The organism is Exiguobacterium sp. LL15 (assembly GCF_024436095.1).
GTDB classification, from domain to species: domain Bacteria; phylum Bacillota; class Bacilli; order Exiguobacteriales; family Exiguobacteriaceae; genus Exiguobacterium_A; species Exiguobacterium_A indicum.
This window is the reverse complement of record NZ_JANFNX010000001.1, coordinates 485,602-504,523: the sequence shown is the minus strand read 5'-3', so window position 1 is coordinate 504,523 and position 18,922 is coordinate 485,602. Positions and strand designations below refer to the sequence as shown.

General features: G+C 45.6%; 19 protein-coding genes and 1 pseudogene. 1 reads left to right on the top strand and 19 read right to left on the bottom strand.

What is annotated here, in order from left to right:
• Positions 1-101: 101 nt before the first annotated feature.
• The 4 genes from ptsG to NOM72_RS02450 form a co-directional block, all read right to left on the bottom strand.
• Positions 102-1,625: a glucose-specific PTS transporter subunit IIBC gene (gene ptsG / locus NOM72_RS02465; protein ID WP_029342409.1), complete on the bottom strand. Its 1,524-nt coding sequence runs from the start codon at positions 1,623-1,625 to the stop codon at positions 102-104.
• 217 nt (positions 1,626-1,842) lie between these two features.
• The gene (gene glcT / locus NOM72_RS02460) at positions 1,843-2,700 is read right to left on the bottom strand and encodes a glucose PTS transporter transcription antiterminator GlcT (RefSeq protein ID WP_023469132.1); all 858 of its coding nucleotides are present in this window, start codon (positions 2,698-2,700) and stop codon (positions 1,843-1,845) included.
• A gap of 101 nt (positions 2,701-2,801) precedes the next feature.
• Entirely contained in the window at positions 2,802-3,119 is a 318-nt protein-coding gene (locus NOM72_RS02455; protein WP_023469133.1) for a YuiB family protein, read from the bottom strand.
• Between the two features lie 81 nt (positions 3,120-3,200).
• Positions 3,201-4,412, bottom strand: coding sequence for an NAD(P)/FAD-dependent oxidoreductase (locus NOM72_RS02450; RefSeq protein ID WP_023469134.1), 1,212 nt, complete (start codon positions 4,410-4,412; stop codon positions 3,201-3,203).
• 243 nt (positions 4,413-4,655) lie between these two features.
• Between NOM72_RS02450 and NOM72_RS02445 the strand changes: the two genes are divergently transcribed.
• Complete coding sequence (locus NOM72_RS02445) at positions 4,656-5,654, top strand: NAD(P)/FAD-dependent oxidoreductase (RefSeq protein WP_023469135.1); 999 nt, start codon at positions 4,656-4,658, stop codon at positions 5,652-5,654.
• A gap of 242 nt (positions 5,655-5,896) precedes the next feature.
• Here NOM72_RS02445 and NOM72_RS02440 read toward each other — a convergent pair whose 3' ends face one another.
• The 15 genes and pseudogenes from NOM72_RS02440 to NOM72_RS02365 all read right to left on the bottom strand — a co-directional run bounded on the left by NOM72_RS02440 (position 5,897) and on the right by NOM72_RS02365 (position 18,894).
• Positions 5,897-6,388: a GNAT family N-acetyltransferase gene (locus NOM72_RS02440; RefSeq protein ID WP_255997675.1), complete on the bottom strand. Its 492-nt coding sequence runs from the start codon at positions 6,386-6,388 to the stop codon at positions 5,897-5,899.
• On the bottom strand, positions 6,385-6,888 hold the full coding sequence (locus NOM72_RS02435; protein ID WP_075643068.1) for a GNAT family N-acetyltransferase: 504 nt from the start codon (positions 6,886-6,888) through the stop codon (positions 6,385-6,387). The genes NOM72_RS02440 and NOM72_RS02435 overlap by 4 nt, the downstream gene beginning before the upstream one ends.
• On the bottom strand, positions 6,885-7,751 hold the full coding sequence (locus NOM72_RS02430; protein WP_035396393.1) for an NAD-dependent epimerase/dehydratase family protein: 867 nt from the start codon (positions 7,749-7,751) through the stop codon (positions 6,885-6,887). The genes NOM72_RS02435 and NOM72_RS02430 overlap by 4 nt, the downstream gene beginning before the upstream one ends.
• A 117-nt stretch (positions 7,752-7,868) precedes the next feature.
• Positions 7,869-7,961 (bottom strand): annotated as a pseudogene (locus NOM72_RS02425) (iron-sulfur cluster assembly accessory protein); the annotation flags it as partial.
• A gap of 122 nt (positions 7,962-8,083) precedes the next feature.
• Positions 8,084-8,854 (bottom strand): 7TM-DISM domain-containing protein, encoded by a 771-nt coding sequence (locus NOM72_RS02420; RefSeq protein WP_255997672.1) that lies wholly within the window; start codon positions 8,852-8,854, stop codon positions 8,084-8,086.
• A complete protein-coding gene (locus NOM72_RS02415; protein ID WP_174316503.1) occupies positions 8,851-9,402 on the bottom strand; it encodes an ImmA/IrrE family metallo-endopeptidase in 552 nt (183 codons plus the stop codon). The genes NOM72_RS02420 and NOM72_RS02415 overlap by 4 nt, the downstream gene beginning before the upstream one ends.
• 267 nt (positions 9,403-9,669) lie before the next feature.
• Complete coding sequence (locus NOM72_RS02410) at positions 9,670-10,005, bottom strand: DUF2577 family protein (protein WP_255997670.1); 336 nt, start codon at positions 10,003-10,005, stop codon at positions 9,670-9,672.
• A 16-nt stretch (positions 10,006-10,021) separates the two neighbouring features.
• Complete coding sequence (locus tag NOM72_RS02405) at positions 10,022-12,583, bottom strand: phage tail protein (protein WP_255997668.1); 2,562 nt, start codon at positions 12,581-12,583, stop codon at positions 10,022-10,024.
• Positions 12,580-12,873 (bottom strand): hypothetical protein, encoded by a 294-nt coding sequence (locus tag NOM72_RS02400; protein ID WP_174316506.1) that lies wholly within the window; start codon positions 12,871-12,873, stop codon positions 12,580-12,582. Before NOM72_RS02400 ends, NOM72_RS02405 begins: the two co-directional genes overlap by 4 nt.
• 48 nt (positions 12,874-12,921) lie before the next feature.
• Positions 12,922-13,461, bottom strand: a complete 540-nt coding sequence (locus tag NOM72_RS02395; RefSeq protein ID WP_255997666.1) for a hypothetical protein — start codon at positions 13,459-13,461, stop codon at positions 12,922-12,924.
• 69 nt (positions 13,462-13,530) lie between these two features.
• A complete protein-coding gene (locus tag NOM72_RS02390) occupies positions 13,531-15,270 on the bottom strand; it encodes a DEAD/DEAH box helicase (RefSeq protein WP_370688695.1) in 1,740 nt (579 codons plus the stop codon).
• 130 nt (positions 15,271-15,400) lie between these two features.
• Positions 15,401-15,619, bottom strand: a complete 219-nt coding sequence (locus tag NOM72_RS02380; RefSeq protein ID WP_255997663.1) for a hypothetical protein — start codon at positions 15,617-15,619, stop codon at positions 15,401-15,403.
• Positions 15,620-17,773: 2,154 nt separating this feature from the next.
• Positions 17,774-18,178, bottom strand: a complete 405-nt coding sequence (locus tag NOM72_RS02375; protein WP_255997662.1) for a hypothetical protein — start codon at positions 18,176-18,178, stop codon at positions 17,774-17,776.
• The gene (locus NOM72_RS02370) at positions 18,179-18,709 is read right to left on the bottom strand and encodes a hypothetical protein (protein WP_255997661.1); all 531 of its coding nucleotides are present in this window, start codon (positions 18,707-18,709) and stop codon (positions 18,179-18,181) included.
• Positions 18,709-18,894, bottom strand: a complete 186-nt coding sequence (locus tag NOM72_RS02365) for a hypothetical protein (RefSeq protein WP_255997660.1) — start codon at positions 18,892-18,894, stop codon at positions 18,709-18,711. The genes NOM72_RS02370 and NOM72_RS02365 overlap by 1 nt, the downstream gene beginning before the upstream one ends.
• Positions 18,895-18,922: the final 28 nt, after the last annotated feature.

Sequence of the window (18,922 nt, the reverse complement as noted above, 5' to 3'; positions counted from 1 at the left end):
CTACTTAATTCATACCCTAAAATATTCTAGCGCAAAACGATTCTAAAAGATTTTTCCAAAAAAAATGAGCCCTTCCGCAGAAGGACTCATTTCTTAAAACATTAGACTGTTTTTTCTTGTTTACGTGATGCGATGACGGCTTGAATTTCAGACTTGATGTTGTCTGATTTCGGTCCGTAGATCGCTTGAACGTTGTTACCAACTTCAAGGACACCAGCAGCACCTAATTTTTTCAACTCATCTTTGTTGACTTTTGATTTGTCGAGAACTTCGACACGAAGACGTGTGATACATGCATCCAAGTGTTTGATGTTCGACTCTGAACCGAGTGCATCAAGGATACCTTCAGCGAGTTCAGAACCTTGAGCAGATGAAGTCTCTTGCGCTGCATCTTCACGACCTGGAGTTTTCAGGTTGAACTTGCGGATTGCGAAACGGAATCCAACATAGTAGATGACAGAGAGTGCAAGACCGACGACGATGACGAGCCACCACTGCGTGCGTCCTGGAAGAACACCGAAGAGAAGGAAGTCAATCAAACCACCAGAGAATGTCATACCGATCTTAACGTTCAACAATTGCATCGTCATGAACGAGAGACCTGCGAAGACTGCGTGAACTGCGAACAAGATTGGAGCAACGAACAAGAATGCGAATTCGATTGGCTCTGTGATACCTGTCAAGAATGCTGTAAGTGCTGCTGATCCAAGAAGACCACCAACGACTGCACGGCGCTCAGGACGAGCTTCGTGGTACATAGCAAGAGCTGCTGCTGGAAGACCGAACATCATGAACGGGAATTTACCAGTCATGAACGTACCAGCAGTCAATTCAACGTTATCTTTCAATTGAGCGAAGAAGATCGCTTGGTCACCACGAACGACATCACCTGCTGCATTCGTGTACGAACCGAATTCGAACCAGAATGGTGCATAGAAGATGTGGTGAAGACCGAATGGAATCAACGAACGTTCGATGAGACCGAAGACGAATGCTGCGAGTGTTGGGTTTTTCTCCATCATGAAGTGGGAGAATGTGTTCAATCCGTCCTGTGCGAACGGCCAAACGAATACAAGTACAAGACCTGCGAACAATGAAACGACAGCAGTGACGATTGGAACGAAACGTTTACCAGCAAAGAATCCGAGGAACTGCGGCAATTCGAGATTATGGTACTTCCCATACGCCCAAGCTGCAATCAGACCGATGATGATACCACCGAATACCCCAGTTTGAAGTGTTGGGATACCGAGTACGTTTGCATACCCTTGACCGTTAGCAACCATTTCTGGTGTAACGCCGAGCCAAACGCTCATTGTTTTGTTCATGATCAAGAATCCGACGATTGCCGCAAGTCCGGCTGCGCCGTCACCTGCAAGACCAATCGCGACACCGACCGCGAATAAGAGTGCTAAGTTACCGAAGATGATATCCCCGGCTGCTTCCATCAATTTTGCAACCTTGATGATTGCATCATTTTTCAAGAACTCGAGTTTTGACGTCAAGTTCGGATTTTGCATCGCATTACCGAATCCGAGTAGGATACCGGCAGCTGGCAAAATCGCTACAGGAAGCATCAACGCTTTACCGACACGTTGAAGAACAGCAAAAATCTGTTTGAACATGTGTGTTTCCTCCTTTTCCTGTTAAGAGCGAAGTATGATGAATAATGCCAATAATTGAGACGAAAAAAGTCAGACATCTGACCGTTTTTTTACAGAAAAAAATCAGGCACGAGCGGATTGTAGACAATAGACTTATCCCGTTGCATAACGGAAATAAAGCTTCTTGCCCGACATCCCACTCATGCCTGATCGTATCAGTAACACGTAGTCCGTGCGGTCATTTACCTGAATCGTACTGCACTAAGCGTTGCAAATGCATCGTAAGATACGTCGCCTCACCGCGCGGTACCGCTTTCTTCAACTGACGTTCCATGATGGACATCAGCTCCCAAGCAGTATCATAGCATAGCGGATATTCTTCACGCAATAGCTTTTCTACTTTTTCTGGAGCCTCTAGATACTCCCCATTGGAAACCCTTTCAATCGCTGAACGAAGATGCCGAATCAGACGCTTGTAATCAAGCGATTTTCGATCGATTTTAATCTCCAGTCGCTGCTCGATATGACTAGCAATTAAACCGACGAGTTGATGATGGCGGTTGACTTCAAGTACGTCTTTGAAGTTCGTCGCTGAATGAATATGAAGTGCGATGAATCCTGTCTCAGCTGGAGGCAGGTAAAAATTCATCTCGGCACTGATGAACTCGACGATTTCTTCTGCAAGGGCGTACTCTTCCGGATACAAGGCTTCCGTTTCAGCAAGAAACGGATTCGTGACTTCCATTCCTTGTTCGAGTCGCTTGAACGTAAACGTCAAATGATCCGTCAATCCGATATGGATATGTTCGTCGACCTTTTTTCCGAAGCGTGTCTCGATCATCGAGACGATCTCGTTCATCAACGCGATGAAATTTTCATCGAGATGACCGACGAGCGCCTTATATTGATCCTGTTCTTCTTTATCCTTCAACGTGTAGACTTTTTCCAACTTGTCGAGATCTGTCAGTTGATCGCCTGGCTTCCGACCGAAGCCAATCCCTTTCGCGAGGATAATGACTTCCTGATTCGCACCAGTCGAACAAATGACGACATTATTATTCAATACCTTGATAACGTGGTACATTTGTTTATCCATTCGCTCTCAACCCAATCTGCTCTTACACATTTATTTAAAGACATTGTTTTCATTATAACGGTTTTTCAGACACGAAAAAAGCCTACTTACTCAAGTAGACTTTAAAACATTTGGTAACCGCTCTTACGCAAGAAGCGAATCGATAGACCGGCGATAATGATTCCGGCAAGACCAGCCGCGAACATCGTGATATCCGCTGTCTGTAGACCAGCAATCCGGTCCCCGAGATTCGGAATTGCTTCACGAGCATTCGTGAAGTATTCGAGCGTCGATTGGTTGTCGATCATCATGATGATGATGACCGGATAGAGTACGAGCATCACCCATGTACTCCGCAACAACATGTTTAAGATGAATCCGATACTAAAGAACATGACGAGATAAAGCACACTCCCGATCACGGCTTGAATGATATGCATACTGTTCCCCCTTTGAATCTCTTCTAGTATAACCGACAAAAAAGGCAAATGCACGAGTGTACATTTGCCTAAAACGTGAACTTAGAACTTCCCTTTTTTGATCGCAAGACCAAGCTTTTTCAATTCGAAGAAGTGTTTGTTGTCGATGACTTTTTTCATGAACGATGCGTTACGGCCGTAAATCTTCTTACCAAAGACCATGCCGATGCCGTCTTTGTGACCAAGCGAAGCGACCGTTCCTTTGTTTTCGTACGTGAACGTCGATGTTTGACGACCCGCGATGAGTGCTGCGATGTTCTCAGCGACTTTGTGTGCTTGTTGTGTCGCGATTTGTGCAGTCGGTGGGTACGGACGGTTCGAACTTGGATCCATGACTGCTGAACAGTCACCGATCATGAAGACGTTGTCGTGTCCTGGAACACGGAGATCTTCTTCGACGACGACACGGTTACGCATCGCTTCGAAACCAGATGCTGCAACGACTGGGTTACCGCTGACGCCACCTGTCCAGATGATCGTGCTTGCTTCGATCGTCTCAGTCGTGTCACCTTGAAGCGGACCGAACGTGACGCTTCCTGGTCCACATTCCTTGATGCCGTTACCGAGTTTGAACTCGACGCCTTGACGCTCAAGCCATTTGTGTGCGTAGTTGACGAGATCAGCATCGAATCCTGGAAGGACTGTTGGTGCTGCCTCGATGTTGACGACACGAACGAGTTCGCGTGGAATGTCATATTGTTTGCACAGTTCTGGAATACGGTTGACGAGCTCACCCATGAACTCGATTCCTGTGAATCCAGCACCACCAACAACGATCGTCAAGAGTGAACGATCTTGTGATCCTGTTGTTTTGTACTGTGCGAATGAGTAATCGATATGTTCCTTGATTTTACGGACGCTGTTCAACGAGCTGATCGTCAGAGCGTGTTCCTTCAATCCTTTGATACCGAATGTTTCAGGAACGCCACCGAGAGCAACGACGACGTAATCGTAAGGAACTGTTCCGCCATCTTGTAAGAGAACCGTTTTAGCAGCCGTGTCGACTTTCTCAACGATACCTTTGACAAGTTTGACGCGTGACGGGTTGATGACATCATTGATGTAGATGCGCGCTTGCTCCGCAGACATCGTACCTGCAGCTGGTTCATGCAACCAAGTTGTTTGGTAATGATAGTCGTGTTTGTTAATCAACGTGATGTTCGCTTGATCGACGCCGAGTTTCTTTTGAAGGTTGACTGCTGTGATCAATCCACCGTAGCCCGCTCCAAGAATAACAATGTTAGGTGTGTTCATGTTCTGATACTCCTTACGAATCGTAGTTTTGTTGTGATTTTCTTCACATTCAATTACAGACGAATGCTCAAAAATTTTGTTCAAATAATGTTCACATGTCTATAAGCCTATTGAAACACTTTTCAGGAATGATTGCAAAAGAAAAATGTAATTTCCCTTAAAAAAATGTGAGATGTTCCGTACTTGCACCTTCACCCCCTACTTCCTATATAATGGACCTATCCAACGCTAGGAGGGAATCAGATGCACCAACCATATGATGTCACGATCATCGGCGGCGGTCCGGTCGGACTGTTCACCGCGTTTTATTCAGGAATGCGCCAGATGAAGACGAAGGTCATCGAGAGTCTACCTCAATTAGGTGGTCAACTCGCTACGCTTTATCCTGAAAAATATATATACGATATTGCCGGTTTTCCGAAAGTAAAAGCACAGGAACTGGTCGATCGGTTGCTTGAACAAGCAAATGAATTCGATCCGACATACGTGCTCGGTGAGACCGTCATCGCTTACGAACGGATGGATGACGGAATCATCCGCCTCGTCACGAATAAAGGCGAGCATTATACAAAGACCGTCATCTTGACGGCAGGAAACGGCTCGTTCGCTGCGCGTCCACTCGGAGTAGCGGATGCAGAACGCTTCGAAGAAACAAACTTACACTATTTCGTCAACGATATGGAACGTTTCAAGGATCGCCAAGTCGTCTTACTGGGTGGCGGTGACTCAGCAGTTGACTGGTCATTGATGCTTGAGCCGATTGCAAAATCCGTCACGCTCGTCCACCGTCGTGATAAGTTCCGTGCCCATGAACATTCGGTCGAACTGTTACACGATTCGTCCGTCAACGTCATGACGCCGTATACACTTGAATCGGTTACAGGTGAGACGCACATCGAGACGCTGACGTTCAAACATGCTGAAAGTGGTGAAGTCGTCGTCGTCGCTGCGGACGATGTCGTCTGTAACTTCGGCTTCGTCTCGTCACTCGGACCGCTCAAAGAATGGGAAGTCGAATTCGAACGCAATTCGATTCGTGTCAATTCGAAGATGGAGACTGCGATTCCGGGCGTCTTCGCTTGTGGTGATATCGCGACTTACGAAGGACGCGTCAAACTGATCGCAACGGGCTTCGGTGAAGCACCGATCGCCGTTAACCAAGCGAAACTTCTCGTTGATCCATCTGCTCGTCACCCGCAACACTCGACGAGTCTGTTCGAAAAAGTAACAAATCATTCTTGAGATAACTGAATGGCTGCAAACAAATAAGAGGTCGAATTCCGGATGACATACCGGAGTCCGACCTCTTATTTTCATGGAATCACATCGAGGACGTGACCAAACATCTTCGACTCCCACAGGAAAAGGAAGCACGATGCGTGCTTCCGTCAGGGATAGGGAAGACCCGACAGATCACATGGAATGGGAACTGGCGCGGCTTACATCCCGCCTAAGGAAAGCGAAGATGTTGAAAACGTCCAATTTCATACGGATGATCTTTTAACAGGTATCCGGTAAACCCGTTGCACGAGTTCCACCCCACCTCGCTCAATCATCGATTCTTCGAAGACCTGACCACCGAATCGCTCGTAAAACTGGCACGCTGGATTATCTCGCAAGACAGAAACCTGCATCGTCTCATATTCCGCTAAGTCCTCAGCGATGCGTTGAAACAGCGCTTTCCCAAGTCCCTGCCCTTGTGACGCTTGCAAGACATAAATCGCGTAGAGTTCCCCTTCACGCGCATCACTTCGATTCGCTCCACCTTGCGCAAAGCCAACGACTTCTTTTCCTGACACGGCAACATACACGCGCTGATTGACTAATGTCTGTTCCCATTGTTGCGTCCGTTTCACATGCGACAACTGTGCTAAATACAGATCTGGAATGATACCTTGATACGTCTCGCGCCAGGCATCAATATGAACGCGGGCGATAGCTGACGCATCGTCTAGACGTGCTTCACGGATTCTCATAACGGGATGATGAAGCGACGTGTCTCGCGTCCATTACGAACAGTCGGCTCAATTTCTCGTCCGCCGTTCGCTAAGATGACACGGCGAGATGCTAGATTATCAACGCCACACGTCAACAGCACTTGATCGAGTCCACGTTGCCGTGCTTCTTCTAGCGCTAAACGGAGCCCAGTCGTCGCATATCCTTTCTGACGCTCGGATGGTCGGATGCCGTATCCGATGTGTCCACCGTACAACTTCAAGTTCTCCGTCAAGTCATGCCGGAAGTTCAGCGCACCGACGATTCGTTGCCCGTCGACCATCCAGTACGTCGAATGGGTGACAAGACCCGGTCTGACTGTTGTCTCCATTTCCTTCAGTTCCGCAAAATAAGCGCCCAGTGGTTCATATGTGTCTCCGACTGCTTCCGGCACGATCGTTTCGCCCGACTCTCGCCAGTCTTCTAAAAAGGCGCGATACTCTGTCTCCCACGCAAGAGTTGGTTTCATCAACTGCATCATTGGTGATTGCGCACCTCCTCTTCAATCAAACGATCGAGCCAGTCATCGACATGTTGGAACAGATAGCCGGCTTGTTTCGCAGCTGTCGTATCCATATAGAAATCGCGTTCTGGCGCAAGTGGCGATTCATCCTCTCCTTTTGCGACGAGTTGACTTGTCGTCCCCGCAACGCGGTCGATTTTATCCACTAGGTCTTGAATGGATAAGACACCGTCACTTGCAGCGTTGATCGGTCCCGTCAGTTCGGAGCGACCACACCACTCCAGAAAGGCAGCGGCTTCGTAACTTGAGATATACCCCATCTTCGCGTATGTGTTTTCGGCAACAATCGGACGCCCGTCAAGCGCCCGCTTGATATGAAAGACGAGTCGCTCCGTGTAGTCATCTGGTCCGAGAACGACCGGGAAACGGACCGCAACGACTGGGAACGTCGCCCGTTGGAAGAAATAACTCTCCGCTTGGCGTTTCCCTTCGCCATATCCATGTTCCTTCTCGAGGTCATATTTCCCGGGAAACGGATTATAGGCACGCTCCGTGATATTCGCACCACCGCCTTCATAGACAGACATCGTCGACGTCAACACGTAACGCCCGACTTTTCCTTCAAACGCGTCGATCGCGAGCTTTGCTTGATACGGTGTGAAACAGATATTGTCATAGATAACATCCCAGTGCTGTTGGCTTAAGTCCTTCATCGTACTACTTGACGTCCGGTCCCCTTTGAAAAATGTCAAGCCCTTCGCAACCGGTGGCGTATGCTCGCCGCGTGTGACGATTGTCACGTCATCCCCCGAATCGGCTAACCGAATCGCAAGCCGGCGTCCGAAGTAGCGTGTTCCCCCGAAGATCAATACTTTTCTCATCCTGAAGCCCTCCCTGTTCGTAGTAGCATTCACTCTCTTAATATTTCGAGTCAACGGAACAGGTCTCCTGTATGCGGACAATAAAAAAATCGTGGACGATGTCCACGATTGGATTCATTAACAGCCACCCGGTGTCCCGGCATTCGTTGCCGTCCGGAACGATGTCCCGCAACCGCATGTTGCGATGGCATTCGGATTCGTGATCGTGAATTAAGAACCGAAGTATTTTCGGAACCCTACGATCATTTATCGCCAGTTTACGCAAGTTGTCGATTTTTATAAGATTGATATTAAACATGTGCGCTAATACGCTTTCTATCGATACTTAAAAATTAGTTATTCGAGTTATTTCCGTTATTTTCTTGGTTGTCTTCGTAGCCATTCTTTAATTTCCTTGCTTTGACTAGCTCGGTCAGATAGCTATAAACATCTTTAGATGGGCTGAAAACATATTTCATAACGATAATCATTAAGGCAATAACTTGAGCGAACATACCACCTACAAATACATATAAAAGTTTTTCTGTCACTAAAGGTGTTTTCCAATCTGTTTTTAAATTCACTAAAAGATAATTTATAAAAAGCAGAACGAAAGTTCCAATTACTAGATACTTAGTGAATTTCCAGATCCTATTCGACCATTGCTCTCTTGCTGCACCTTTATCTTTATACTCTTTTAAGGCTTCTATCAAGAATTGGCTTAAGTGACCATCTAAATCTTTTGCTAGTTTATCTAATTCTTCAGATGGTCGATATACATCTAATGAAGACGTAGATACCGATTCAATAAACTCTAATGAATTTCTAACTGCATCTGTAGGAGTATTTGGTCTCTTTGCTTGTTTTTTCGTACTTGAAGGTGAGCTTTCATCTTCGGTTTTTTTAGAAATAGGTGATTCGTCATCACCTTTTTTATGGGATTCATCTGTTACGCCCAAAACTACATCAGAACTCTCTTGCTCGTCCTTTGTTTCTTCCGAGTCTTTACTAAGATCTTCTTGTATTTTTCTTACATAAGCAGTGAATTCTCTGCCTAAGAATACATCTTGTTTAGGCTTACCTTTATCATTGCTATTCTGACTACCTTTACCGTGCGCACTCATGCATGAAGTGATTGTTCAATAGTATTTTTTCTTACGTCGATTGCTGATTTAGAAACCCCGAAATAATTAGCTAAATCTGCATCATCTTTTTTCTTTTCATTCAGTTCTCTAAATTTATGAGAAGGCATTAGCAACTCAGCAGCAAACATGTTAGCCTCGTATTCTTGAACCTTTTCATTTGGAGAATAAATCTCAAGATGGTGTCTATATGCGACGTTTGTTCCTGCATCTGGGTCTAATGTAGTGTTGGGTACCCAATTGAAGTGAAGTAACAAATGCCCTAACTCGTGTGCCATAGTGAATCGCTGTCTACTTACTGGCTCATCAGAATTTACTACAATCATTGGTTTTTCAGAATCAGGTGACATAGTAACGTAGCCAGAAATATTTAGTTGACTCATTTTAGATTCATAAACTTCTACACCGAGAGATCTTAAAAGCTCGATAATGCTATCTACTTTATCAACTTTAGTTCTTTCAGGGTATACATATTTATGAATTATCTGTGCAAGATCTTTAATGTGTGTAATACGACGATTTTGATTCATAAATTCATTTCTCCTTCCTTGACTTAGGTACAAGAAAAGTTTTCACTCTACATATTGTACGACTTTTAAATATTTTTGATATATAAATGCAATGTATTCGATATATTAATTGTATCATGTATTGATTTATAAAAGTAAAGATTGATATGAGCCATCAAAATTTATTATTAGGTATGATTATTAAAAAGGCGATATGTGAAATAAAATAATAAAGCGGAGTATGACGCAATCACACGCCGCACTCCGTCTATCTTCGTTAATCCAACCTTACAAGTCTTCAGCGAACATCACGCGATCAATTAAGACAAATCGTGATCTATTATCGCTCGAATCGTACATCAGTAATACGCGATCCCCTCGCTGTAACGCGTTCTTGACCTTTGCAGTGCGATTTACCCCGTCCATCTCGATGTCGACGGTGTGGTCGGTCAATCGCTCAGAAACGATAATGTCCTCCGCGGTTAACATTTCGCTAGTGCCGTCCAGCAGAATTTCGAGTGGATTTTCGCTCACTACCGTACAAATCTCTAACTCGATATATCTGTTGTGACCTATCTTCTTTATAACTCTTCGCAAATCAGTAATCGAATTTTGTTTCCCCATATCGGACGCCTCTTTCTTAACGTGCTCTATCGTCAAATCCTTCGAGTAGGCTCGCTAGCTCCGCTGCTACTTTTGCAATGTCCGCTTCTTCGCGAATCGCAACGCCTTGCATCGTAATGTTGATTGATCGGTCAACCGTTCCACCTACGCTAGCAGTCGAAGCACCTGCGCTAGGATTAACGACAGGACGGTTTCCGTTACGACTAGACAGAACGCCTGCCTTACGCAACGTGTTCGATTGGCTCGCAGTTAGTACGGACTCTCCGGAGTGTAGCGTTGCCTGGAAACCATTATGCGGAATGTTGTAGGCGCCTGAGTAGAACGATCCGTCTGACTTGCCGCCGCCCTTCTTACCGGATTTCTTACCGGTGACCGCTCCAGTGACGTAGTCCTTGATTGACGAAATGTTCGGCAACGATCCTTTAATCTGCTCCCAAACGAGTGAACCGATTGAGCTGAGTTGCCCTACTGCGCTACTGAACGCTGACAGCATGTTCCCTGGCAAGGACTTCGCCCAATCTGCGATTTTCGATTTGATCGAGTCGATTTTCGAGGTAACAGTCGTGAGCATGTTTTGGAATCCGTTTGACACCGAGGTTTTCGCATTTGAGATACCATTCGAGAAGAACGATTTGATGCTGTTCCACCCTCCGCTGACTGTCGCCTTAGCGTTGTTGAATCCACCGGTGAACAAGCCTTTAATAGTAGTCCAAGCTCCCGAAACACTCGACTTGATTGACGAGATACTATTTGAGAAGTATGTGCGAATTGAACTCCACCCGGCGGAAACAGTAGATCGTAGCCCCGTGAACAGAGCTGCGCCAGCCTTCAGTATGCGCCCTACGAAAACCAAGTTTACGTAGCCCCAAACCGCTTGAATCGCACCAAAGAAGATTTGTTTAACGCCTTCCCACATCTTGCTGAAGTCGCCCGTAAAGATACCGGTAAAGACTTTGACTACGCCCATGATGACATTCAATGCTCCCGTAATCACATTTTTGATCGCAGCCCACGCGCCGACCACAATCGTCTTCACCAACGCAAATCCAATCATGAAAATCGGCGTCAGTATCGCCATACCGGCGCGAACCACGCTAGTAATCACGGTCCACACGTTAGTCAATGCGGTCAAAATCTGTGCGCCGTTCTGCGTCCAAAACTGCTGCATCATCGTTAGCTTCGATTGGACGAACGTTGTAACAGCCGTCATAGCCTGATTGACATAAGGCGCTAGGAAATTGAACACCGACATAGCAGCGCTTTTGATCCCGTTCCAAATGGCAGTAACCCCGGACCGGAACGTTTCGGATTTCGCGTAAAGTAAATAGAATGCCGTACCGAGCAACGTAATCCCCGCTGCTACCGCAACCACCGTACCCATGATTGACGCAAACCCTACGACAACCGGCGCTAACAGCGGTGCCATCGCCCCGATCGCTGCTCCGAGCCCTCCAAACAGCCCGATACCTACAGCGAGTGGCGAAAGTATAAGCGTGAGTGCTGGTACTAAGATCATGAATACTGAGGCGACTTTCGCGATTGTCGGGTGCGCTTCCTGGAACTTCGCTATCATGTCGCTAATTTTCGTTGTGACATTATAAATCGGAGTCATCAATTCTGCGAACGTCTGAACGAGAGGATCGAATGTTTGCGAGATACTTGCGGTCATCGCTTTAAACGAATCTGCGTAGCCTTTGTTAGCATCCATCGCCGATTTGTGTAGCTTCGAGTAGAATGCGTATGCCGCGACACCAGCTACGAGTGCAACCGCTGTGGAGCGCATTAATCCCTGCGAAATCATTCGAGTCATGTCGTTTAGTTGCTTCATGTTCGCAGTCGGCCCCAATGCTCTTAGAGCCAATGCTGCAGGCGTTCCACGCTTCGCAATCCCCTCTAACCCGTTCGCTACGCTGAGTAACGGAGTATTTAATTTGTAGATCGGGTTGTTCATTCTAGCGAAGTTGTCCGCAATCTTGCTCGATTGAGTCGACCGCGCCATCATGGATCCGACCGACTGATAGAATGACATTTTTGCCACTTCGTTAGAGGCGATCATCGCGTCCTTCGTCTTCTTATCGGCTTTACCCATTTTCTCGATTTGATTGATAAAGTCGCCGGTCGTGCCGGTATATTCCTTACTAGATTTCGCCAGTTGGAAATATGCGTATTGCGATTTAATCGAATCATCCCGCAGCCCGTTCATCGCTACACGCTGTTGCGCGAATGCTGATCGAATCTCTGCGCTCATGCGCTGGGCTTCGGCACTCACGCCTTTAAAGACCGTTCGAATGCGTCGACCTAGCGAATCGTAACGAACATCAGCGCCATCTAACGGCTGAGTCACATCGACAGTACGTAGGTCTTCTGCCACCGTGTTTGTCGCGGCAGACAGGGTTTTAAACGCTCGCGATACGCTACTCGAAGCCGTTGAAGCGCCACTGAATGATCGTGTCATAGCACCTACCGTAGACATCGCACTCGTCGTACTAGACTCGAACATGCGCAGTGCTGCGGTTTGCTTCTTCATTGGTGCAGAAAATTGATCCTGCAACGAAATCAACGCCTGTAATTGCATCATGTGCGGTCACCTTCGTCGATTAGGTGTTCAACCTCTATACCGATAAGCTCTAGCGAGTCGCTGTATAGCGCCATCGCCGCTCGATACGTAAGAGCAGTCTTTTTTGTATGAATGCCATTCACCAAGATGAGCCTCTCGACGACACGTAGCGCGTTTCGGTTACCAATCTTTTTTGCGCCTTTGATGTAAGCAACAAACTCATCTTCGCTTGCCGGAAACTTGTGCAGCAGTTCAACGACCCTTGCGTCATGTAAAATGACTAGCTTCTTATCCTGCTCTAAGAATTTCATTTTATCGTCCTCCTAGAATGTAATAAAAAAACGCCGAATGACTCCATGTCACCCAGCGCGTTTTACTTTTCTTTTTTCTACATAATTGGCAACAACAGTGAAACCATCTTTGGGTTTCAATCCAAGACTAATCATTTGAGCTCTTTGGCTCTCGACAAGTGCGTCAATCTCCCCTTCCTCAAAACTATCCAACATCATTCGGGTCACTACAGGGCGCTTCCGATTGAATAGCTTGCTAAGGGGTTTCACGGATTTCCTTTTATTTAGAGGCAGTCGAACCAACTGCATGTTAGCGACAGTGTTTGTCCCTAAACCGCTCTTGCACCGTAGACCGATCACATGGTCAAGAGAAAGGTATGATTGGCTCTCCGGATCTTTGAAAGTCAGCAAGTTACCTGAAATCGCACAACGTCCCGACTGCTTCATGTACAACTCTGTAAGCTCCGCGGTAGTGATGCGATCATCCAGCCCTAGTTCTGCAGCACTTCGATTAGCTTTTTCTGCACAACGCTGCAGACGTCCTAATAGTGTGTGTCGAGACTGTCGCTTCTTTCGGTTTGCAATCCGTCGTTTTTGATCTTCCGTCATTTGGCACCATTCCAATCTAGTTTTTTATATGCAAAAAGCGCCTCCCCGAAGGAAGACGCCTTTGTGTAATCAATTTGATTTTTTATACTTCTGTGTCGAAACGCGTTCGTAGCCATGCACTGTAAAAACGCGATTTAAAGTCTGATTCTCTCGTAGAGCGCGGGTGAGCGAGTTCGGGGCAATCCCGATCGCACTGCAAATCAGCGCCTTCTTTAGCTCCGGTTCATCGTGTGTCTGTAGTAAATCAGCGATAGCTTTGACTGTATCGCTGTATTCGCCTTTTAAAATTGGTTCATGAATTATCTTCGCACCAGGGAACGCCTGCGCAATCATTGCTACAGCCTCGTCAGGAACAGCTAAGAGATAGGCAGTTAACGCGTCTTCTTTTCTTCCTGGCCGCAGTCTACCGATATTTTGGATTGTCGTGACACCGATATGCGAATTGACGACACCTTGCACTAACGGATCCGCATAGAGAATCGAAGCACTACGATCAGGCTTATAGTGTCCATCGATTTGTTCATCGGGGTAGCGACTGTCTCCGATAGCTATGTTCGTAATAGCCGCTGGAATCGCGGTTCCTACCTGCAAGATTGCGTCTGCATGCTCGTAATCGTTCACGCCTCGGCCGCTGTCATTCGGTTTGTACAAGACACTATCCGGATTAACCGCAGCAAGACGCTGCATAAGCAGTTCCATCGGATCCCCTTTAAATACGGACACCAAGAGTTGCTCATGCTCGAGCATTAGCTCGCCTTCGACTAAATAGCGTAGTCTTTCGATGTTATCTGGACTCGATGCCCATCGTTTAGAAGCAGTGACGGCGTTACAGACGCGAATTGTAAGATTTGAATAGTCGAATACTGGCGTCTCCGGGCGAATGATTTGAAGGCTCGGCAACAAGTCGTACATTGCGTCAAACTCCGCTGTGGCATCGAAGAAAACGACGTCGTACGGATTCAAGGACCCAGCTAAGGATTCGAAGCAAGACAGTCCGAAATCGTTGACGGAAGCACCAAGGTTATCAGTCAAATAAACCCCATCCGTCTTAGTTTGCTTCCACTCCAACCGCGCGCCGGTCTTTACGATGAACTCAAAAGACTTTAACAGTCGCTCGAAATCAAAGCCGAAGCGAGCGCGTGCTTGTTCGACTAGGCTTGGGGGTAGCGAAAATGCCTCATTAATCGCAGGTATGCGCTTTGCGTGAAATGACTCGCGCTCAGTCCGATCAATCACGTCAGACAAGTTCCGGATATGTTGACGTACCTCTTCGAAGGAACGAACAGCAAAGTTAGTACCGGTGAATCGGCGAGTATTCTCTACGACGTTCTCTAAATTCGTCATTATCATGCTTAAAGAGCTTCGTGAGATAGCATGCTCGCGTAGTAACGGAAGTTGTTCGTCAACGATAATTGAACGAGTGTCTTTCAATGTACCGACTACTCCTGTAAACTGCGCCAACCGGCTATCGAACATTCCGGAATCGAGCGCGATCCGGAACATTGCGTGCGTAAGGATCACGATGCGGAACTCATGCGCAACATCTAACTGCCTTGCGTAATCTGTCTCGTCAACAAAGCTATCTTTGCGCCGGATTGCAATGGCTGAACCTTCGCGTGCTTCGTTTGCTGCGGTCACCAGTTCATCCACGACCTCAACGCGCGGAACTACGACAACGATCGGACTACCGGAATGCTTCGCTGTGGCTTCGATAAACCGCGTAATCAACAGCGTCTTACCTAAACCGACGTCAGCGACGATGGCGACCTTTTTGTCGTAAGCACGACGATTAACCAGCACGTCAACCATGCGATAAAAGTGCGATTCTTGCGATTCTGTGACTGTTTTACCGCTCGTCTCTAACGTTGTAGTCACGCTTTCTACTAAACCAGTTCGGCAAAGTGTCGACTGCTTAAACGGTCTTGAAATTAGCGTCATTTCAAACCAGCTCCTTCACTATTTGTGTGCATTTTTCGCCCTTTTGCGCCAGATAATCGGTCAAAAATGCGATAATCTTGCGTTTGTTCTTCGGATCATTCGGTTGGTACGTCGGGTATGAGATGATTTGGTGCGTGATATAGCGTGAGACTCCGGTTTGGCGCGAGACTTCTCGGACCGACAAGCCTGAAACGTCCAGCATTTCTTTAATGGAATTCATCTTGTTCTCCTCCCTTGGATAAGCCAATGTGGCTAATACAACGCAAAAAAAGCAATCCGGCGAATGCCGAGTTGCTGAAATGATTTATGTTTAAATGCCTCTTCATACTTATAGGTAACAATTAGTGCTTTTTTCAGGCAAAACACGCAAATAAATTTAATTATTTTTACCGGCCTACACCTTCTCATATAGTACAGGCAACAATTTAGCCTTTTTAGAGGTTATTTATCAAAAATAAATCTAAAAAATACCCTCTCATACTTATAGGCAACAATTCGGCCTTTTTGGCGGTTATTTGTCAAAAATAAATTTAATTATTTTGATCAGGCTATGCCTTTTCATATATACGTACAACAATTAGTATCTTTTGTTCCATTTTTGAGTAAAATAAAATTCACAAAATACTTCTCCATATAGTAAGGTAACAATCGGCACTTTTATCGGGTTTTAAAGCGAAATAAATTTACTGCTTATATCTCCTCAATAGTACATACAACAATTAGAGCTTTTTACACTATTTTTAACGAAAATAATCAGCAACTATTTTTAGTGGTGTGCTCAATGACAACACTCCCTCATATACATGTGCAACAATCTAGGCTTTTTGTGCGGTTTTTAAGCAAAATAATCTTTAATACGTGCCCTCTCATACTTACATAGAACAATTAGCGCTTTTTGCAACCTAATTACGCAAAATAATTTAAAATATTACTCCCGTCATACTTATATACAACAATCTGCGCTTTTTGTACGGTTTTACCGAAAATAAATTTAATAAATACTTCCTCATATAGTAAAGGCAACAATTAGAGCTTTTTATACTATTTTTTGCTTAAATAAATTTAATTATTTTTATTAGCGCTGATTGGCGCTTACTCTCGTAGGCTTACGTAATGCTTCCTCATATACTAATAGAACATCTAGCGCTTTTCATCGACTGTTTACGCAAAATAAATTTAATAAATTCTTTCTTATAACGTAATAGAACAATTAGCGCTTTTTGTAGGCAAATTACGCAAAATAAATTTATCGTTTTACTTCTCTATAACGTAATAGAACAATTAGCTCTTTTAACAACCAAATTACGCTAAATAAATTTAATTATTTTTATTAGCGTTGGTTTGCGGTGCCCTACGCCTACTTTCGTAGGCTTGCGTAATATAGCGCAGTATATCGCCAGTGCTTTCGCCTGTATTACCAGCTGCTCATAACCACGTTAGTGAACCTCGCGCGAGATTTGTCGTTAGACAAAGATCGCTAGTTCTTATATCAGAACCAATAAACAAACAGTCTCTCATTAAAGTCTTTTATGAATGATAGTTTGTTTTTTTGAAGTTCAAGTACTAGTTCCGCTGACGCGTCACACGTATGTTAGCAATGTAATTGAATATGTCGACTATACAAGAGTTTTTATTCGCGCGAGATTTGTCGTTAGACAAAGATCGCTAGTTCTTATATCCGTAATACTGCGCTATTTAAGACTAAGAGAACTTTTTCGCTAAAAAAGCGGAAAGTCATTGGCGCTCTAAGGCTAAACGCTGTTTTGCGATTGGACGAATTTGACCCTCTTTTAGCGACCAATTGGACGAATTTGACCCTATGGCGTTTAATTGCGCTTAAACTGCGCTCTCTAAGACTAAGAGAACTTTTTGCCCAAAAAACGTGGAAACCGTTGCGGCTCTAAGGCGCAAGTCGCTTTTGCGATTGGACGTATTTGTCAGTGAAACGGCGACCAATTGGACGTATTTGTCAGTCATCACGATTTAACGCGATAAAGGATAATACGGTAGCTAACGCCGATCATCGCAACCTGGCGCCCTTGCTTCGCTATCCTCGCGCTACCTTCCGGAATCCCTCGCCCTCGCTTTCGATTCTATGCGTAATTTACCGCCCACCAACCGTAGAAATAACAGGTGGCGATAATTGCGGGTATTTCGGTATGGTTTGATGGTACAACGCTGGAATCGTGCTATAAACAGCGGTAAAAACGATAGACTATATTACTCGCTCGATTCTTCGCTATCCAATCGCGATTATAGCGCAACCCTTTCGTACCCATACCGATACCCTCGTCTGATACGCGACGTTCTGTTTTTCTATGAATAAGCGTAAAAAAGACGCCATAAGACGCCTTCTGCGATATTGCTATTAAATTTAACGAGCTACTTCGATACGTGCTTCGATACGGACAATCTCGGTGACTACATTGCCGCAAGCATAACGACCGATTTCGCCAGGTACCGGAATCCAGTCGTCAATACGGTCATCGCCGATCGACATACCTATTGCGAGGTTGATGGCTTCGCGCAAGGCTGCGGAAGAACTATCACGTCGGACGTAATCTAAATCGATTTCTGCGCCGGCGATTTCGCTATCGGTGACTGGCGCCGACTCTGCATAGACGATCTCCTCAAGCCCCCATGGTAGCGTCACTTTGATTTGGCTGCGGAAGCTGATGCTTACAGTGTTGTTTGGTACCGTCCATGTCGTGTCCAGTGCGGGTAGCTCGATGGTTGCCGCTGAGTTCGTTCTTTTTGCTCGTATAAGTAGATTTTGCATTTAATAATCCTCCCCCTCGTCTTCATCATCGCTTACATAAATCTTTTCGAATCGATCACCGTACGCAAGTTGATAGGTAAGGTCTGATATGAATATCCGAACTTTGTCGCCGTAAACTAATCTTCTTTTATCGTCATAACCTACTCGGTACAAGAATTCTTCAGCGATGGAGAATCCGAAAAGTTCATCAGATGCCGAGGAAAGTGCAGCCTCTGCTATAAACTCCGAAATTCCACGCCGTGACAGGTTATACAAATCTCTATCGTAACCTCGTTCACGAGGTCGATGGAATGAGCATCGCCCACGCCATGAAAAAGTCGGAGTATCGACTAAAACTTCTGCTTCGAAAACGATGCCGTGAACAAATGCTGCTCTGTCTCCAATTTTTAATGGATATATGATTTGATCTATAAAGGGGAATGTTTCCGAACGTTCTAAATCAGATGAAAGTTCATCAAAGCCTATTGCTGTCCGATTATAAAGCTCGGTCTTTCGATACAAGTCTGTTTTTACGTTGTCTAGTTCGATCATCAAGCCACCTCAACGTCTTGCAAAGTAGCAAAAGTAACTCTTCTCGCTTCCTCAACTGAACATTCCAAAAGTCTTGCCGCTTCTGCAACACCGACAGCGTATTTTACGCCGTCTTTATCCACCCAAAACTGATTAAATCCGCGATTTTCTATAGTCACTGTGCTTCTCCCTTTCCAAAATTCCATTTGTTACCTTAATTGTACGCACACGTGC

What these genes read in the sequence shown, in the direction of transcription:
- ptsG (WP_029342409.1), bottom strand. Translation starts at nt 1,625, where the DNA reads ATGTTCAAACAGATTTTTGCTGTTCTTCAACGTGTCGGTAAAGCGTTG.
- glcT (WP_023469132.1), bottom strand. Translation starts at nt 2,700, where the DNA reads ATGGATAAACAAATGTACCACGTTATCAAGGTATTGAATAATAATGTC.
- NOM72_RS02455 (WP_023469133.1), bottom strand. Translation starts at nt 3,119, where the DNA reads ATGCATATCATTCAAGCCGTGATCGGGAGTGTGCTTTATCTCGTCATG.
- NOM72_RS02450 (WP_023469134.1), bottom strand. Translation starts at nt 4,412, where the DNA reads ATGAACACACCTAACATTGTTATTCTTGGAGCGGGCTACGGTGGATTG.
- NOM72_RS02445 (WP_023469135.1), top strand. Translation starts at nt 4,656, where the DNA reads ATGCACCAACCATATGATGTCACGATCATCGGCGGCGGTCCGGTCGGA.
- NOM72_RS02440 (WP_255997675.1), bottom strand. Translation starts at nt 6,388, where the DNA reads ATGAGAATCCGTGAAGCACGTCTAGACGATGCGTCAGCTATCGCCCGC.
- NOM72_RS02435 (WP_075643068.1), bottom strand. Translation starts at nt 6,888, where the DNA reads ATGATGCAGTTGATGAAACCAACTCTTGCGTGGGAGACAGAGTATCGC.
- NOM72_RS02430 (WP_035396393.1), bottom strand. Translation starts at nt 7,751, where the DNA reads ATGAGAAAAGTATTGATCTTCGGGGGAACACGCTACTTCGGACGCCGG.
- NOM72_RS02420 (WP_255997672.1), bottom strand. Translation starts at nt 8,854, where the DNA reads ATGAGTGCGCACGGTAAAGGTAGTCAGAATAGCAATGATAAAGGTAAG.
- NOM72_RS02415 (WP_174316503.1), bottom strand. Translation starts at nt 9,402, where the DNA reads ATGAATCAAAATCGTCGTATTACACACATTAAAGATCTTGCACAGATA.
- NOM72_RS02410 (WP_255997670.1), bottom strand. Translation starts at nt 10,005, where the DNA reads ATGGGGAAACAAAATTCGATTACTGATTTGCGAAGAGTTATAAAGAAG.
- NOM72_RS02405 (WP_255997668.1), bottom strand. Translation starts at nt 12,583, where the DNA reads ATGATGCAATTACAGGCGTTGATTTCGTTGCAGGATCAATTTTCTGCA.
- NOM72_RS02400 (WP_174316506.1), bottom strand. Translation starts at nt 12,873, where the DNA reads ATGAAATTCTTAGAGCAGGATAAGAAGCTAGTCATTTTACATGACGCA.
- NOM72_RS02395 (WP_255997666.1), bottom strand. Translation starts at nt 13,461, where the DNA reads ATGACGGAAGATCAAAAACGACGGATTGCAAACCGAAAGAAGCGACAG.
- NOM72_RS02390 (WP_370688695.1), bottom strand. Translation starts at nt 15,270, where the DNA reads ATGGTTGACGTGCTGGTTAATCGTCGTGCTTACGACAAAAAGGTCGCC.
- NOM72_RS02380 (WP_255997663.1), bottom strand. Translation starts at nt 15,619, where the DNA reads ATGAATTCCATTAAAGAAATGCTGGACGTTTCAGGCTTGTCGGTCCGA.
- NOM72_RS02375 (WP_255997662.1), bottom strand. Translation starts at nt 18,178, where the DNA reads ATGCAAAATCTACTTATACGAGCAAAAAGAACGAACTCAGCGGCAACC.
- NOM72_RS02370 (WP_255997661.1), bottom strand. Translation starts at nt 18,709, where the DNA reads ATGATCGAACTAGACAACGTAAAAACAGACTTGTATCGAAAGACCGAG.
- NOM72_RS02365 (WP_255997660.1), bottom strand. Translation starts at nt 18,894, where the DNA reads ATGGAATTTTGGAAAGGGAGAAGCACAGTGACTATAGAAAATCGCGGA.